The organism is Pilibacter termitis, assembly GCF_900167335.1.
Taxonomy (GTDB): Bacteria; Bacillota; Bacilli; order Lactobacillales; family Streptococcaceae; genus Pilibacter; species Pilibacter termitis.
Genome location: NZ_FUXI01000003.1, coordinates 88,780 through 105,998 on the forward strand (window position 1 = coordinate 88,780; position 17,219 = coordinate 105,998).

The 17,219-nt window shown below is 38.3% G+C and carries 16 protein-coding genes; all 16 read left to right on the forward strand.

Annotation, left to right across the window (positions count from 1 at the left end):
- The first annotated feature begins 13 nt into the window (after positions 1–13).
- Positions 14–2,614, forward strand: a complete 2,601-nt coding sequence (locus tag B5D30_RS01855) for a phage tail tip lysozyme (RefSeq protein WP_144399445.1) — start codon at positions 14–16, stop codon at positions 2,612–2,614.
- 28 nt (positions 2,615–2,642) lie between these two features.
- On the forward strand, positions 2,643–3,272 hold the full coding sequence (locus B5D30_RS01860; protein WP_078806333.1) for a hypothetical protein: 630 nt from the start codon (positions 2,643–2,645) through the stop codon (positions 3,270–3,272).
- Positions 3,265–3,549 carry a hypothetical protein gene (locus B5D30_RS01865; protein ID WP_078806334.1) on the forward strand — a complete coding sequence of 95 codons (285 nt, stop codon included), beginning with the start codon at positions 3,265–3,267 and terminating at the stop codon, positions 3,547–3,549. The genes B5D30_RS01860 and B5D30_RS01865 overlap by 8 nt, the downstream gene beginning before the upstream one ends.
- Before the next feature lies 1 nt (position 3,550).
- Positions 3,551–4,882 carry a hypothetical protein gene (locus B5D30_RS01870; protein ID WP_078806335.1) on the forward strand — a complete coding sequence of 444 codons (1,332 nt, stop codon included), beginning with the start codon at positions 3,551–3,553 and terminating at the stop codon, positions 4,880–4,882.
- Between the two features lie 84 nt (positions 4,883–4,966).
- Entirely contained in the window at positions 4,967–5,770 is an 804-nt protein-coding gene (locus tag B5D30_RS01875) for a Fic family protein (protein WP_078806336.1), read from the forward strand.
- Between the two features lie 88 nt (positions 5,771–5,858).
- Positions 5,859–6,689 (forward strand): Fic family protein, encoded by an 831-nt coding sequence (locus B5D30_RS01880; protein ID WP_078806337.1) that lies wholly within the window; start codon positions 5,859–5,861, stop codon positions 6,687–6,689.
- 109 nt (positions 6,690–6,798) lie between these two features.
- Positions 6,799–7,299, forward strand: a complete 501-nt coding sequence (locus B5D30_RS01885; protein ID WP_078806338.1) for a DUF3801 domain-containing protein — start codon at positions 6,799–6,801, stop codon at positions 7,297–7,299.
- A 3-nt stretch (positions 7,300–7,302) separates the two neighbouring features.
- Positions 7,303–9,102 (forward strand): VirD4-like conjugal transfer protein, CD1115 family, encoded by a 1,800-nt coding sequence (locus B5D30_RS01890; protein WP_078806339.1) that lies wholly within the window; start codon positions 7,303–7,305, stop codon positions 9,100–9,102.
- A 169-nt stretch (positions 9,103–9,271) separates the two neighbouring features.
- The gene (locus B5D30_RS01895; RefSeq protein ID WP_078806340.1) at positions 9,272–9,655 is read left to right on the forward strand and encodes a hypothetical protein; all 384 of its coding nucleotides are present in this window, start codon (positions 9,272–9,274) and stop codon (positions 9,653–9,655) included.
- Positions 9,656–9,910: 255 nt separating this feature from the next.
- Complete coding sequence (locus B5D30_RS01900; RefSeq protein WP_078806341.1) at positions 9,911–12,028, forward strand: ArdC-like ssDNA-binding domain-containing protein; 2,118 nt, start codon at positions 9,911–9,913, stop codon at positions 12,026–12,028.
- Between the two features lie 75 nt (positions 12,029–12,103).
- Complete coding sequence (locus B5D30_RS14040; RefSeq protein WP_078806342.1) at positions 12,104–12,577, forward strand: hypothetical protein; 474 nt, start codon at positions 12,104–12,106, stop codon at positions 12,575–12,577.
- Between the two features lie 241 nt (positions 12,578–12,818).
- The gene (locus B5D30_RS01910; protein WP_078806343.1) at positions 12,819–13,178 is read left to right on the forward strand and encodes a plasmid mobilization protein; all 360 of its coding nucleotides are present in this window, start codon (positions 12,819–12,821) and stop codon (positions 13,176–13,178) included.
- A complete protein-coding gene (locus tag B5D30_RS01915; protein ID WP_078806344.1) occupies positions 13,178–14,899 on the forward strand; it encodes a helical hairpin domain-containing protein in 1,722 nt (573 codons plus the stop codon). The genes B5D30_RS01910 and B5D30_RS01915 overlap by 1 nt, the downstream gene beginning before the upstream one ends.
- A 41-nt stretch (positions 14,900–14,940) precedes the next feature.
- Positions 14,941–15,552: a metallophosphoesterase gene (locus tag B5D30_RS01920; RefSeq protein WP_078806345.1), complete on the forward strand. Its 612-nt coding sequence runs from the start codon at positions 14,941–14,943 to the stop codon at positions 15,550–15,552.
- A gap of 53 nt (positions 15,553–15,605) precedes the next feature.
- On the forward strand, positions 15,606–16,211 hold the full coding sequence (locus B5D30_RS01925; RefSeq protein ID WP_078806346.1) for a type IV toxin-antitoxin system AbiEi family antitoxin domain-containing protein: 606 nt from the start codon (positions 15,606–15,608) through the stop codon (positions 16,209–16,211).
- Positions 16,198–17,127: a nucleotidyl transferase AbiEii/AbiGii toxin family protein gene (locus B5D30_RS01930; RefSeq protein WP_078806347.1), complete on the forward strand. Its 930-nt coding sequence runs from the start codon at positions 16,198–16,200 to the stop codon at positions 17,125–17,127. Before B5D30_RS01925 ends, B5D30_RS01930 begins: the two co-directional genes overlap by 14 nt.
- Positions 17,128–17,219 lie beyond the last annotated feature (92 nt).

Genomic DNA, 17,219 nt, shown 5'->3' on the forward strand with positions numbered 1-17,219 from the left:
AGGAGAGGGTTTCATGGATAAAATGGATAAAAAGAGCTTTATCCAAAAAACAACGAAAAAAGAAATCAAATTGCGTGTCAAAGAAGGAATGGCAGCCAAATCCGTTGTCAAACCAAGAGCTGCACGACTTCAAAGCAAGAAAGAATACAAGCAAGCGAAGAAACACTACCAGTTGAGAAGAAAGAACGCACGGTATTTGAGGAAAAAAGAAACAACTTCTGGAGTAGCCGTAGAGGCTTTGACGAAAAAGCGAATGCTCGATGCAAAAGGGGACAAAACGGTCGCCAAGAAAGTGTTTCAAGCACATCAAAAAGCGGACCCTACCATGGTTCGGAACCAAGTCAAAGGCGAAGCGAAGTATCAGGCGAAAGCCAAAGCGGTTCAAACGATTGTCTTAGACCCCATGCACAAGGACGATACCTTAAATGAAGCAGTCGAAGCGTACCAACAAGGAAGAAGTGCGGTACATCGAGTGAAAACGGCAAAACATCTGGGGAAATCCAGTGTAAAGATTGTCGGAAAAGCAGGAAAGTCCACGTATGGTTTAGGCAATCGTTTGTTGAACTTCTCTATGGGCAACGGCTTTAAACGAACGCCTGAAGATTTTAAGTTGAAGAATCGAACAAAGCGGAGTATGCAAAAATGGAAAGCTCGAAGAAAAGCGATACAGGAGGCAAAAAAAGCTCAAAAAACCAGTGCTGTTCTGCGGTCAATGTTTCGAGGAGAAAAAGCAGTGGGAAAAGCTGCCAGTGTTCTCGCACAAAATCCTTTTGTTTTAGCGATTTTAGGGTTGTTGTTGTTCTTGTTTCTTATCCTTGGAGCTATTGCCGCCACCCCTCAGTCTGCAGTCATGCAAGACGAGATAGAATTAACCAAAACGTACAAGGCTTTTACAGAAGAAGATGCGAAAAACAGTGATGAGAACAACATTTTCTATACTGATTTTACGCAACCCCTGCTGTATATGAATTATCGCTATGAAGATTTCAAATTGAGTGATTTGGTGCCATGGCGTTTATCCACTTTTGCAAGCTATGTCACGGAATTATGGGGAGATTTGAATGGGTGTAAACCTGAGTATAAATTTACTTCTATGGATAGTTTGGCAAAAGATAAAGGAACTGCGTATCACTTATCTGAAGAGGACTATACAGAGTGGTCAGAGATAACGAAAGAAACGCAATTTCAAGCACTGGACGGGCAATTGTCGTTTCCTTTTCAAACAGAAGTCTTACCAATCGCAAGAAGATTTGGCTATGAACGAGAGGGCGAGAGTATTCAATTGGTGGAAAGTGTCTCTGTTGCGTTATCGCCAGGACAAGAATGTGTCGCTCCAATGGGTGGGGTATTGACCATTCCTGCTGAAAATACGTTTCTGATTACCAAAGAAAAAGATGCCAGACTTCGATTGAAGGGGATTGGCACAGGACGATTTCAAGGGAATGAAACGGTAACCGAAGGAAAAGGTTTAGGCAATGCGATAGGTGATCGCTTGCAAATCACGTATGAAAAATACGATGTTGAAAGTGATAAGTGGCAAAAGGTCAATCCTGCCTTTTATTTTCCCAAAGTGACCTATATGCAAGTGACTTCTTTGGGGAATAGTGATTTTTCTCCGCAAAAAGATATGGCAGATCGAGCGAAAACCATTTATGATTTTTTAATGAAAAAAGGGTATACCCGACAAGGAATTTGTGCGATTTTAGGAAATTTCCAAATCGAGAGTTCGATTAATCCTAAGCGGGCAGAGGGGGATTATCTCAAACCTCCAGTTGGAGCAAGTGGCAACTGTTGGGACGATGACAATTGGTTGAATATGGGAAATAATGAAATTTACGGAGGCAAGTTTCCTTTAATCATTCATCGAGGAATTGGGTTAGGACAATGGACGGATACAGCAGACGGTTCAACACGTGGCACGATGTTAAGAAATTATGCGAAAAGCAAAAATAAGAAATGGTATGACCTAGAGCTACAATTAGATTTCATGTTGAATGGCGATACTCCTGCAAGTAAGACAATGTTTGTCAACACCGTAGGAAGTAAGGTAGGCACGACCGTTCCTGAATTGACGACTTATTTCTTAACACATTGGGAGGGCAACCCAGGAGACAAGTTACAACAACGGATTCAAGCGGCACAGAACTGGTACAACTATTTTTCAGGAAGTGCGGCTGATTTGAATGGGACAAGCAAAGAGAATTTTGAGAAATACAAAGACAAGATTGCTCCACTTCCGACCAATAAAGAAATGAAAGATGGTTGGGGAGGGAATGCGTATGCGTTAGGGAATTGTACGTGGTGGGTGTATAACCGAATGGCTCAGTTGGGCAAACACATTCATCCAACCATGGGGAATGCCAATCAGTGGGTGCAAAATTACGTCCAAACACCAGGAGCAAGATTAGTAAGCGAACCGAAACGAGGAGATGCGATTATCTTTACGAATGGAGCGGCAGGAAGTCACCCAACATACGGACACGTGGCAATGGTGGAATACGTCAATTCTGATGGGAGCTTTTTAATCAGTGAAATGAACGTACAAGGAGCATATAGTATGGGGTGGCGTGTACTAACCAAACAACCCAACGAATACTTTATGCGAGTAGAATAAGAAAGAAGAACGGAGGGAAAAACGGACTATGTATAATCAGGAAAAGATTCAAAAATACAAGAAAATGGGGTTCATCGGGTTGTTTTTCCTCATCCTTTTGCTTGGCTTAGGGGTGGGGATTACGATTGGGAGCAATCAAACTGCCTCGAAGTATCAACAAATGAAACAACCGAAAGTCGAAAAGAAAACCAATCTTCTATCTGAAGGAGAGGTAAAGAAATTTCTGATTGCCTATTATACGAAAAAAGATTTAGGCGAAAACAAGCACCGAATCGAACCCTTTATGACGACCAATATGTTTCAAGCGGAACAAGAGAGCGAACAACAACCTGTGAGCTTGGCGTATAAAGGCTATGTGGTGGATCAAGTGTTGACAGATGCTACGATTTATATTGATACGACCAATATGATTGCGATTTGTGAAGTCAATTATAAAAATACACAACGGCAGAAAATAAACAACCCTGAAGGAGAATTGGTCAATCAACCGAATACCGAAACCATTCGATTGACCTATAAAAAAGAAGGGAAAGCCTTTTTGGTCAACAAAATCGAACGAGTGACGTTGGTGTTGCCTACGTCCACCAATCGAAATTCGTATGTGAAAGCACCAGAGCCAACACAAAAAGACAAGGAAGAGGTGGAGAACAATGGATAAACTAAAGAAATTACAAGCTACTGCCACACGTTTAGAAAAGGAAATTGAAAAAAGCAAAGCCAATCTTTCAAAATTGCAATCGGGGATCAAGCAAAAACAAGATGAATTGTTGCGAGTGGAAGGCGAAATCTTTGCGACCATTCGTGTGGAAAGTGCCATGAACCGAGAAGAATTGGTGGAATACTTGCAGTCTGAAACAGCAGAGATGCACAGCACCAATGAAGATACAAGCGAAGACAGAAACGAGCATGAATTAGTAGAAACGGAGGTAATTTAGTATGGGATTCTTTTCAAAAAAACAAGAGCGATTTGAATTGTTGCATGGAGTCAACGTGCAAGAAAGTCGTCTGCGTGATGCAGTGGATTTGATTAACTGGGCAGAAAAAGAAAATGCGATGGCAATGGAGTTGAATACGTCCTCTAGCGTGGTGGTGGTGAAATATAACCATAAAGAGGAAATGGTGTATGGCATGAAGTTGACGTTCCCAATGGACGAAGACACCGATTTTGATGAATTGCTACAAGACTTCTATACCAAGAAACCAATTGACTTTGACGAAACGATTTTAGAAAAGGCGACAATCGTTGAACCTGTTCAGCCGTCAAACGCCACTCCACCCATGCCTAGCGAGTTTCAACAATTGGCACAAAAAGGGCAAGAAAACTTGCAAGAAATTCCAGTAATGCCAGAAGAAACTCCTTCGCCAACACCAGAGCAACTTGCGTTAGAGAATATGCAAGCCCAATTTTTGGCACAACAAGAGGAAATGGCAGCGTTGAAAAAACAATTGGAAGAAAGAATCCCTACCCCTGCACCAGAAATTCCTGTTGCGATTCACCCCTCCGTTCCAATCGAAAAAACGGAACTGACTCAGAAAGTGGAAGAAACACAGCTCATTCCTTCAGTTTCTGAAATGGCGAATCTTTCCATTCCTCCCCTTGTGCGAGAGGAGGATTCTCAGCCGATTTCAGAGAAAAAAACAGAGGACACTCCACGAAATTCTCCTGTATCGTCCATTGCGGAAACAAGTTTTGATTTCTCGACAGATGATGCCGTGCAAGATGTGTTGTTTATGGTGAAATCTGAATTTGACAAGGCTTTGTCTGATTTCATTACCAAAGAAACGTTGAAAATCGAAGAAGAAATCAAACAACTCGATAAACGTGAACAAATCGCTGCCGATATGACGAAACGCTTTGAGTCTGAAAAAGATGCAGCACTCCTAACGAAAAGTGCAGAATTGGTTAAGAAAAAAGAAACAGCCATTCAAGAAGAAAACAGGCGGCATGAAGAAACCATTCTACAAATCGAGGCAGACTTTACGATCCAACGCAAAGAGGCACTCGAAACGATTCAAGTTGATTACCAAGCAAAATTAGAAGAAAAAATCGCAGCGGAATATCAACGTCAAACCGAGCAGTTAAAGCGTATCTTGCAAGGCAAAACAGACGAGCTGCAACTCCGCCAGAAAACAATCAACGCAGGCTTGAAAAACAATTTCCAAGAAGTGTTGGCAACGTTTAATACAAAACACAATCAAGTCATTGAAAACGTAGAAAAGCGAAAAGAACCGATTGATTTTGTGGCACGGATGAAAAAGAGAGCATGAGAGAAGTGAAGGAATCCTCTCGAATCTTCCTTTTGTGATAAAATGGGAACAAGGGTTTAGAAAACGAAATCGAGGAGGTGCGACATGGACTTGATTACACGTATGCAAGAAGAAAGAGCTGGAAAAGTTCGTTCAATTTATTATGTAACACAAATTGAGATGTCTTACAACTCCAACAAGATAGAAGGTTCAAGACTTTCTCAAGAACAAACAGAACAATTATTTGAAACGAAACAGTTTTTACCAAAAGCTGACGAACTCATAAAATTGGACGATGTGGTGGAAGCTGTCAATCATTTTCGGGCGTTTGATTCTATTTTAGACACGGTAGAAGAACCTCTTACATTCGACTATTTAAAAGAACTACACAAGATTTTAAAACGATTCACAAGTGATGAGGACAGTCCAGCACGTCCAGTTGGCGAGTTTAAGAAATATCAAAATGTTATTAGCAGTGCCACGCAAGAAGTGGAAACAACGAAACCTTCAGAAGTTGAATTTGAATTAGGTAACTTATTGCGAGACTACGAAAAAAATAGCGAAGATTATATTTTGACTTTAGAGGAAATCGTTGATTTTCATGTGCAATTTGAAAAGATTCATCCCTTTGCAGATGGAAATGGTCGTATAGGTCGTTTGTTGATGTTCAAAGAGTGCTTGAGAAATAATGTCATGCCTTTTATCTTAAATAACGACTATCGCCAATATTACTATCAAGGATTAAATGACTATCGAAAGGGCGAGAAAGAAAGATTATTAGATGTATTTGGAGCCTCTCAAGACAATTATCAGGCATTCCTTGAAAAAATGGAATTTGCAGGAGAGTTGAATCGTCATTTGAGAGAGACAAGTTATGAAAGAGATATGTATAGAGGGAAATCTCTATAATTACACAAAGGAGTCCTCCCGAATCTTCCTTTTATGATAAAATGGGAACAAGGGTTTAGAAAAAATAACGAGAAATGAAGGTGGAAATATGTTTGCCTATGAAAAAGTAGATAGAGAGCTGGCGGTCTTTTCTGCCAAACGTTTATTGGTGGATACGATTTGGAAAAATGCGAATATCGAAATCTCCTCAGGAATTACCTTTCCTGAAACAATGGAAGTATTAAATGGGAAAGTACCAGGTTCTCTTGCTTTTGACGATGCCCTTGTGGTAAATAATTTAAAACGTGCATGGGAATTTTTGTTTGACCATTTAAATTCTCCTATTTCATGGCAAGTCATCAGCCAATACAACAAAATATTGGGAGAGGGTGGACTGATTCACTCTGCTGGTTCTATCCGAAGTTACAACGTAAATATAAGTGGAACAAGTTATCGCCCACCTATGCCTGAGGTGGAGAACATTCTTGCCAAAATCGGAGAGTTAGATGCAATCAAAGACCCAGTCGAAAGAGGCTTATCTTATTTTTCAGAGGTCGCAAAATCTCAGTGGTTTAATGACGGAAACAAACGAACCGCCTCCATGATTGCCAATCACTACTTAATTCAACAAGGAGTGGGATTGTTCGCAATGGAAGTGACAGGACGAAATGAATTTTTCACCGCTTTAATTCAGTATTACGAAACAGGGCAAAAAGAAGAATACCTTGAATTTTTATATGAACATTCATTTGAATTGTTGCCTTCAGGACTTACACCCAACAAACTGACTCCTGAAGAAAGATTGGAATTGACTCAACAACACTCAAGCCCAAAGGAACCTCAGAATAAATTTGAAGAACGTGTGCAGCAGGCAGAACAAGACAGAAAAAATCAATCGTTTTCGATAGACCATGGCTTAAACAAAGGGCGTTCTATCTAAAGCGAATCATTCAAGCAAAAGACAGGAATTGTTCCCTGTCTTTTTTGCATTTAAGAAAAAAGTAGAAAAAGAGAAAATTCTACTTTTCTACTTTCAAAAGGAGGCAGAAATGGAACAGAAAGAAACCATTCATAAATTTCAACGCTTAGGCGAAACAACGCTAAGAATCGTCTTACAAATGTTGGGGAATTTAAGCACAGATAAAGTGAAACTGCTTATCGAAAAGCACCAAGAACTTCAAGGAGAAACCAATCTCTATACATTATTGAATCGACAAGACCCTGTGACGAGTCAATATCTCGACCAAAAAGTGAATTTGGAGCATTTAAAGAGTTATTTAGAGGAACAAGGTTTGCCGTTTGCTTTTAAGAAAACAAGCGAAGGGACAAACTTTTTCTTTCGAGTGAAAGATGAAGCTCTTGCCAACCGTGCGGTGGAAAATGTGCTGAAAGACCTCTTTTCCAATCCTCAAGCCTTTGCGAAAAGGGTTTTGAGGAAACCAGAGGCAATGACGTTTGATGAAAAAGTAGCCTATGCTCGCAAACAACATTATCAAACAACAAACAGAGGAAAATCACTTGCTCGTTCTATTCCTCGGAAAGTGAGGTAAGGGATGCAAATTTATAAAAAGAATTTTAAAACCTATCTAAAATTGGCTTGCTTTCTTTTCGTTGTAGGCGTTTGGTGTGGGAATCTTCTTTACCACATTCCAGGCTATGACGTATATGGGAAAGAACTGTTTCTTTTTAGCGAGAAGTTCCTTGATTATGTACTCAACAACTTTTTCTATTTCTTTTATGCTCCTACATTATTTGCACTTATTGGAGGGGTGCTTGGCTTTTTGAGTGGGTTGTTGGCGTATGCTTATAATAATGATTCAGGAGTGTATCGTCCGAATGAAGAACACGGCTCCGCACGTTTCGCCACAAAAGAAGAATTGGAGATGTTTCAAGACCCAATCTTTGAAAATAACTTGATTTTCACTCAACACGCACGAATGGGCTTGTTTAGTCATCGGTTGAGTTTCCATGCCCAGAAAAATAAAAATGTATGTGTAGTCGGAGGCCCAGGAACAGGGAAAACTTATACGTTCATCAAACCCAATATTATGCAAATGAATGCAAGTTTTGTCGTTACTGACCCAAAAGGATTGTTAGTGCGTGAAACAGGGAAAATGTTAGAAGACAACGGCTACAAAGTGAAAGTCTTTGACCTCAATACTCTATCTAATAGTGACGGATTCAATGTATTTAACTATATCAAAACAGAATTAGACGTTGACCGAGTGCTTGAGGCGATTACGGAAGGAACGAAAAAAAGCGAAAACCAAGGCGAAGATTTTTGGCAAGTCGCAGAAGCACTTTTGATTCGGTCATTTATCGCTTTTCTTTGGTTTGACGGCATTGACAATGATTACACACCGAATCTTTCCATGATTGCTGATATGTTGCGATTTACGGAACGAAAAGACCCGAAAGTCCCAAGCCCTGTTGAACTCTGGTTTGAGGAACAGAACCGACACCGTCCAAATAATTACGCCTATAAACAGTGGTGTCTATTCAACAACAACTATAAGGCAGAAACTCGAGCGAGTGTGGTATCCATTGCGGTAGGTCGTTATGCGGTATTCGATCATGAACAAGTAGTGGATATGGTCAAAGTCGATACAATGGAAATCGATAAATGGAACGAAGAAAAGACTGCAGTATTCATTGCGATTCCAGAAACCACGGCAGCGTACAACTTCTTGGCTGCTATTTTCATGGCAACCACGATGGAAGTCTTGCGTAAGAAAGCAGACGAAGTGTTGACAGGTGTGCGGAAATTGAAAGAACAACTCTTGCACGTGCGATTCTTGATTGATGAATTTGCGAATATCGGCAAACTGCCGAATATCGACAAGGCACTTGCAACCTTCCGCAGTCGTGAAATGAGTATTGTGATTGTGTTACAAGCCCTTGACCAGATTAAAACGATGTATCGAAACGGTTGGGCAACGATTCTAAACACGTGTGACAGTTTCCTATTTCTTGGCGGAGATGAAAAGGAAACAACCAGTTACCTCAGTCAACGAGCAGGAAAACAGACAATTGCAATACGTAATCACTCGATTTCAAGAGGGCGTAATGGTGGCAGTGAGAACCGACAAAAACAAGCACGTGATTTGTTGACTCCAGACGAAATCGGACGACTGAATAACGGAGATGCTCTATTATTCATCTCAGGTCAACACGTTTTCAAAGACAAGAAATACACGGTCAAAGACCACCCGAACAGCTCACAACTCGCCAATAGTCCAAATGATGCCAACTGGTATTACTACAAACGCTACCGAGATGATTATGAGCGGTTCATGGATAATGTCACACCAGACAATATAGTTGACCATGGGATTCTACAAGATGTTGCTTGACAAGGGGATTTCTAAGATTAAGCTCAAAAGTAGAAAAGTAGAAAAGTAGAAAAGTAGAAAAGTAGAAAAGTAGAAAAGTAGAAAAGTAGAAAAGTAGAAAAGTAGAAAAGTAGAAAAGTAGAAAAGTAGAAAATTCTACTTTTTTGGAAAAAGGAGGTGGTACAAGTCTATGTTAGTAACTTATACAGAAGGGCAGAAATTGAGGCGTTACGAGTGGCAATGCAAAGAGCTAGAAGAAATTTTACAGAAACAAAGAACATTAGAGACTCTTTTAGCACAACAACAAAAACAAACCGAAGAATTGGAGAGCGAGAAAAAGAAATTAGAATCCTATCAACGAGAAAATGGAACGTATGAGGATATTCTTAAAGAGAAAGAGGAACTTCTCAAAGAAAAAGAAGGTATTCTCCAAAAAAATAAACACTTACATCTTGAAAATCAACAGTTACAATTTCTCAAAGAACAAGCTGAAAATAGCTCGAAAAAACTTAGAAGGGAAAACGCTGAGTTACAAGAGCGGTCGCTTATCAAAAGAATATTCAACAAACGCTAAAAGCAACGTCAAGTTGCTTTTTTTAATGAAAGGACAAACAAATGAAAACAACAGACTGGACGGCAGAACAACTGCTATCAAACTTGATAGAGTTCATAGAAAAAGAACAAAAGCCACAGTTTTTGGCAGAGGAAAAAGTAAGAACAGGAGAACACGCATGAGAATCACAAGGAAACGCAAACGAAAAATGCAACACAAGAATTTTATCAAGAAACTCTTTTCAATCCATTAACAAAAATCGAGGAGGAATACAAAATGCAATTTATTTTGAAAGACAAAGCTGCAGAGACTTATATTAAAAGTGCCAACATCATCACAACCAATTCAAGCAATGATATTACCCAAGCTAGACGATTCAGCAGTCTGGCAGAAGTGAAACAATTTGTGCATGACGAAATGCAAATTAGAACGTCAGGATATGATGACGAGTTTGAACTCGCCAAAGCAAATGTTTTCGTTATTCAAGAAGACATGGGCGAGGCTCCGAACTTGCCCTTAGGCACTGTATTAGATGCGAAACTCTTTCATGAAGTGGAGCGTATTTTCGCACTTAGGGAGGAAAAACAACTCAACGCAGAAGAATTTGTGTCTATGCTCCAAAAAGAATATGACGAGTACAATCAAGCAATCGTGCGAGAAAAAATCGTAACACAAACGAAAACACTTGAAACCCTTCCTCTGACAGAAAGCGAGGAAAATAAAATGGAAAAACGACAACAACCAGCACAATTGAGAGTTGACGTTTCAGGTTATAATCACACGTATGAGCAATATGATATAACGTTTGATATTGACGAAGATAGTCAAAATATTATCATTCAACTTTGGAACGAAGGACAAGATTATCCTAGCAATATTCCTGAATACTCATTGGAATATACGCAAGAGCTGAAAAAAGTAAGAGATGGAGGGGGAAAGTTATCTATTCCTTTTATTAGAATAGAAAATCATCTTTATCCTACTCTAACTGCAATTGTTGATGAGCTAAAAAACACCGTTACAAAAGAAACGCCACCTATTGACTTCGAGAAAATCGCCACAGAAATTTTTCAACAGCGTGCCAATGGAGAACTTGGAACAAAGTGGGAAGACTTCAAAACTGCTGACGGAAAGTATGATTTGAACCGAGCGTTTCATTGTTTTGTTGATGATGTTTGGGAGAAGAAATATTTTTATGCACCGTCAAAAGAAGGCGAAGAAAACATTCAAACATTCATCAAAGCGTACAATGAGTTCTTTTACGAAGACGGCATTGACCCGTATCAACAACAAACTTCATCTCCAGAAGTCCAAGCAAGATACAATCCAAAAGCAATTGAACTCTTTGAAAAAATGTATGATGCACATTTGGAAAAAACGAAAGAAAAGACGGCACCAAAAGTTGATACTGCCCTAAAAGAAATCATCAAACAAAAAGACTACAAAGCTCTCTCTGCTCATTTGAAAGAGGGAATTGGCGAGTATCTCAAGAGTGATATGTTTAAAAATTATTTGGATTTTGTTGCTCACTTCCATAAATATTCATCGAACAATATCCGTTTGATTCTTGGTCAAATGCCACAGGCAACGCAAGTGGCAGGGTTCAACAAATGGAAAGAAATGGGTCGTTCTGTCACCAAAGGAAGCAAAGCAATTTACATTTATGCTCCAAGCCAAGTAATTGAAAAAGACAAAAACGGAAAGCCAATCAAAGACCAAGACGGCAATGTTAAAAGGAAAACTATTTTCTTCTTAACGCCAGTGTTTGATGCCAGTCAAACAGAAGGAACTCCGATTCCCAAACCAGTGTATGCTTTAGAAGAAAACTTGGAAGACCCCAAACGTTTTGCGAAAATATTCGAGAGCTTGCAAGCTATTTCTCCAGCTCCGATTGCCATTGAAGAAATAGAAAGAGCTGCCAATGGTTTCTATCGCCCAAGCGAGAACAGAATCGTTATTCAAAAAGGATTAGGACAAGAGATGACGATCAAGACGACCATTCATGAAATCACGCACGCTCTATTACACGCTGACTCACAAGCAAGTTTTGGTTCAGAAACGTACAGTCAACATGAATTTGAGGCAGAAAGTGTTGCTTACATTGTCGCCAATCACTTAGGCATTGACTCAAGTGGCTATTCCTTTGGCTATCTTTCCAGTTGGACGGAAAACGGAAAAAAGGTCGAAGACTTTACCGCAAGTTTGGAAACTATTACCAAGCAAGCACAAGAAATCATCAACAAATTAGACAGCACGTTAAACAAAGTGTATGGCATTACCGTGCCAGAAAATAAATTTGAGGAACGTTTAAAAGTGGCTCGTGAGACAAAAGAAACGAAACAAAAAACAACCGCAACGAAAGAGAAAACTTTGAACGCTACCCCAAAGAAGTAACGACCGCAACAGAGTCTTTGACAAGTCGTTTGCGGTCAACACAAGCGAAAAACAATCAGAAAGAAGGAACAGAAGATGACCATTAGTAACGAAGAATTTCAATTTACAATCGCCCAATTTTTACTCATTGACCCAACTGCCCAAACACCAAGAGTCCACCCTAAGAGAATGGATATGAGCAAAGGGCAACTCTTAAAAAGAATTGATACATTGATTCGAGAGGTAGAAGAACAAGAGATAGAATTTGACCTCACGCCCTACAAAGAAACCGCAAAACAACTTCGGAAAATGAAAAAGAGAGAGGAGTATGAAGAAGTCATGAGCGAGATTCTCTTAGCTTATACTCCGCAACGAAAAGCAAGAAAACCAAAACAATTTTTGCCAGAAAAAAATACAATCAATCCAATTGTTCCAGTCAAAAATCTTGCGAAAAGTTCAGAAGATTTGTCTGCAAAAAAAGAAAAAATGCAAGTGAAACAAGAAGAAACTTCTTCGCATTTTTTCCAGAAGTTGAAACGAAATTTCTTTGGCAACGCACAAGAAAAATAAAAGGTCAAAAAAGGTCAGTTGAAGAAAAAGGGGATTGGGGGAACCCCAAAAATTTAGAAAGAGTCGTCCGTTTTTTGGGCGGCTTTTTCTAAAATATCGTTAGTGGGTACCCATTAACTATGCTTGCAGGTAGTGAATGACCCCTTTTGGGGGCAGAGAAGGATGTCCTTCTCAAAAGGGGTGCAGGGGAAAAGCTCGGTTTCCCCTGCCAATTTTTTTCAAAAAATTGAGGAGGTATAAAATGCAAAATCCAGAAAAAAGAAAGAGACCGCTTCAGAAAAAAATTCGATTTTCTCCAGAAGAAATTATGTATATCAATAAAAAAATAAAAGAGAGTCCCTACAAAAATTTTCAAAACTTCGCACGCATTATGTTGCTCACTGGTGAAGTGAAATTCATCAATTATTCAGAGTTAGAAACACTCAATTATGAAGTCAATCGAATCGGAAACAACATCAATCAAATGGCAAAGTTGGCACATCAGTTTGAAGAAATTGCAGAAGAAGATATTTTGAAATTGCGACTGCAACTTGAAGAAGTAGAACAGATGATTCGAGAAAGATTCAATCAAGAAATTAAAACGGAACGGAGAAGAAGATAATGGTTTACACCAAACATTTCAATATTCATTACATGAACAAACTACATCAGTCAAAAGATTATGTTGAGAATGCGAAAAAGACAACTGTCCGAGAAAGGGAAACACATTTTCATAATTTATTTCCGTATGTAACCAATCTCGATAAGACGATTAGTATGCAGTTAGTTTCAGGACACCTTATCCATGACGTATATCAAGCGAGTGATGAATTTTTGAAAACAAAAGAGTTACACGCACGAATGAAAGGAACAGACTTGGTCTACAATCCAAAGACCAATGAAATGGAATTTGAACGTTCAGCTTTAGAAAAAACGACTGGCAAGGGAAAAGCAGTTTTAGCTCATCATCTCATTCAAAGTTTTTCGCCTGAAGACAACTTGACTCCAGAACAAATTCATGAGATAGGCAGGAAAACCATGTTAGAATTTACAGGCGGAGAGTATGAATTTGTGATTGCGACTCACGTAGACAAAGAACATATTCATAATCACATTGTAATGAACTCAACAAATAGTAAGACAGGCAAAGCCTTTCCGTGGAAAGTTGTTAAGAAAAAGAACAAAGAGTATTTAGATTTCTCGAAGTATCAATTTGAAAAAGTATCAGATAAAATTTCTCGAAAAGCTGGAGCGAAAATCATTCAAAAGAATCCAAAAAATTCTCATCTCAAATATACGAAATGGCAAACGGAATCTATTTTCAAAAGCAAAATCAAACAACGATTGGATTTTCTTCTTTCCCATTCTCATGACGTGAAAGATTTTTTAGAAAAAGCAGAAGCGTTGAATTTGCATTGTGATTTTTCAGGGAAGTGGGCGAAGTTTTTACTTTTAGATGAACCGCAAATCAAAAATACACGAAGTCGTCAACTGGATAAAAGAAAAGGAATTTCTGCGGAGGAATGTCGTTATAATTTACCAGCAATACAAAAGCAATTCCTCGAAAATACCGTGCATTTCTCTGTTGAAGATGTTGTGAATCAATATGAGGAAAAAGTAAATGCAGCCAAAAACGATTTTGACTACCAAGTGCAAATTGAACCGTGGCAAGTGGACTATACCACAGAAAAAGGAATTCATTTGAATGTAGACTTTGGTGTGGAACGTCACGGACAAATTTTCATTGGAGCGTACAAAGTAGATAAGCTCGAAAACGGAAATTATTTATTGTATCTCAAAAAGGATGACCGATTTTATTTTATGGACGAAAAGAATGCAGGCGAAAGTAAAAATATGGACGGCTACACATTGATGAAACAACTAAGCCTATACAACGGCACCGTCCCACTCAAAAAAGAACCTGTCATTTCGACCATGAACGATTTAGTTTCCGCACTCAATTTTCTCGCAAGTCATGACGTAACAGACGGCACGCAATTGCAGAATTTAGAAAAGAAATTGTTGGCATCTTTTGAGGAAGCGGAAGGAAAATTAAAAGAGTTGGATTCCAAAATTTTGGAATATACGCAAGTCACAAAATTACTTTTGATGTCGGAAATAAGTGAAGTAGAGCAGGAGGAGTTGAACACGTTCAAAGAAAACCTTCGCTTGCCTGAAGACGTGACACAAAACCAATTATTTGAAGAATTGAAACAAGCAAAGGTAAGTCGAGAGATTTTAAAAGAGGCAGTAAAAGAAACAGCCGCAGCAGTTAATGCGTTCCATGACATTGAGGCAGGTGTGAAGAAATTGGAGAAAGATGACAGGCAACGGTTGGGATAGTGGTATAATAAAAATTATTGCACGAAGTGAGGAGGGACACTATGACGATTTGGCTGACAAGTGATTGGCATTTCCAACATCAACTCGTATCAAAATTACGAGGATTTGATAGCCCAGAGTTGCATGATACAGCATTTATTCAAAAGTGTCAGAAGATGATTGCAGAAGATGATATTGTTTTCTGCTTAGGAGACGTGGTGTTTAATGCAAATTTAAAAGGCTGGCAAGAAAATTTGATGCTCGTTAATGAAATTCCAGGGCATAAACATTTAATTGCAGGAAATCATGATAGGTGTGCAGTTAATAACTCGAATGGCAGGAAATACAAACAAGATTTTCAAAAAGTATTTGAAACCGTATCGGAGTTTGTCAAAATTTCATACGATGGTACAGGGTTTCTTTTATCTCACTATCCGTATGACACAACGGATTTATTATTTTCAAATGGAAATCCTGCAACGAATAAAGATGCCTATTCAAAATATCGTTTGCGTGACGAAGGAATGCCTCTTATCCATGGGCATACCCACACAACAATGATTTTGACTTATTCTCAAAATAGAACACCGCAACTGAATGTGAATTTAGAAAGTACAAAAATGCGACCTGTTAGTATAGGGGAGTTGTCACGAATCATGAAATCTTGTGATTGAAGAATTGATTTTCAATTTTTAGTGTAGTACAATATACACAAAGGAGTGATAGTATGGTAACCATTCAAAAGTTATTAGCAGACAATTTTGGTGTTTTAAAAACATCTGTGGCAAAAGAATTTGGGATTCATTCTCAGACATTGAAACGCTATGTTGAAAAAGGATTACTATTCCAAGAGGGGAATGGGGTATATTCTGATGCCCAACTCGGAGTAAATGAGTTTTACCTTGTTCAACAAAAATATCCACAAGGAATTTTCTCAAGAAAAACAGCATTAAGTATTTATGGTTTAAATGATGAATACAATTTTGAATATGATTTGACGTTTAAACGTGGGTATCATAATCAATCTTTTAAGAAAAATTTTATTCGACCTCATTTTTCAACAGATATTTTCTTTGACTTAGGCAAGGAAACATACCAGTTGTACGGTGGAGAAATGATTTCGATTTACAACATCGAACGTACACTTGTTGATATTTGGAATCCACGTTATGGATATGACAAGGAAACGAAAGAAGTAGCAGTATTAAGAATTTTTTCCAATAGGGAATACAAGATAGATATGAAAAAGTTAGTTGAGTATGGTGAGAAATTCAGAATAGGGAAAGCGTTGTATGACTTTATTTTAGAGGTGGAAAAAGATGCAGCAGCATGAGTTGTTACAAATTGCTCGACAAAAAGCAAAAGAAAACGGGGTCAATCCTCAAGTTATTCAGCAAAGATTTTTTCTTGAGGAACTTTTATCTATGATGGCTTTTAGTAAATTAAGCGATAAGATTGTATTAAAGGGTGGTTTTCTAATCGAAAAAATAATAGGGGAAAAACATCGAGCAACTCAAGATTTAGATATGATGTTTCAATCATTTGAAATGAGTAAACAAGCGATTAAAACTTATTTTGAGGAATTACTGCAAAATAGTTCGCCAAATGGTGTTATTTTTCAACTTAAAGATATGTATGCTCAGCATGGAGAAGAAGGATTGAAAGTATTGTTTCGTGCTAAATTTGGACGTATGAACATTGACAACTTAGCAATTGATTTATCCACAAACAATATTATTCATCCTGAAGCCACTGTAAGAGAATTTGAGAAATTAGATGGTACAACTTATCGACTTTTGAGTTTTCCTCTTGAACAAATTGTAGCGGATAAATTAGTCGCTACTTTAAAAAAGGGAGAAAGAAACAATCGAGATAAGGATTATTACGACTTATTCATGTTTTCGCAACTAGGAATAAGTCTAAATTATAAAGACTTAGGAAAGAGTTTTTACGATACGCTTTTGAATGAAGCTCCTAATATAATTGTTGAAGATATGTTGAGAAAATTAATCGTAAGCCAAGAGCGACAACTTTCTTGGAAGAATTATCAAACGAAAAATCCAAATGCTAGTCAAATTAAATATGAAGATACAATCAAGGCTATCTTTCACTTTTTAGTTCAGATTAAAGCAATTGAAAGCAAGAAACCCAAAAACGCTTTTGAACAACGTGTGGAAGTAGCAAAACAAGAAACTAATTTTAATTCCTTTTCAACTGACAAAGAACACGACAAAGGAAAAGCAAAATAGATGAGAAAAAGCTCTTAAATGCGAGCTTTTTTAATTTGTAGAGAAAATAAAAGACATATATGTTTATCTTTTGTTATAATTGGTCTATACAA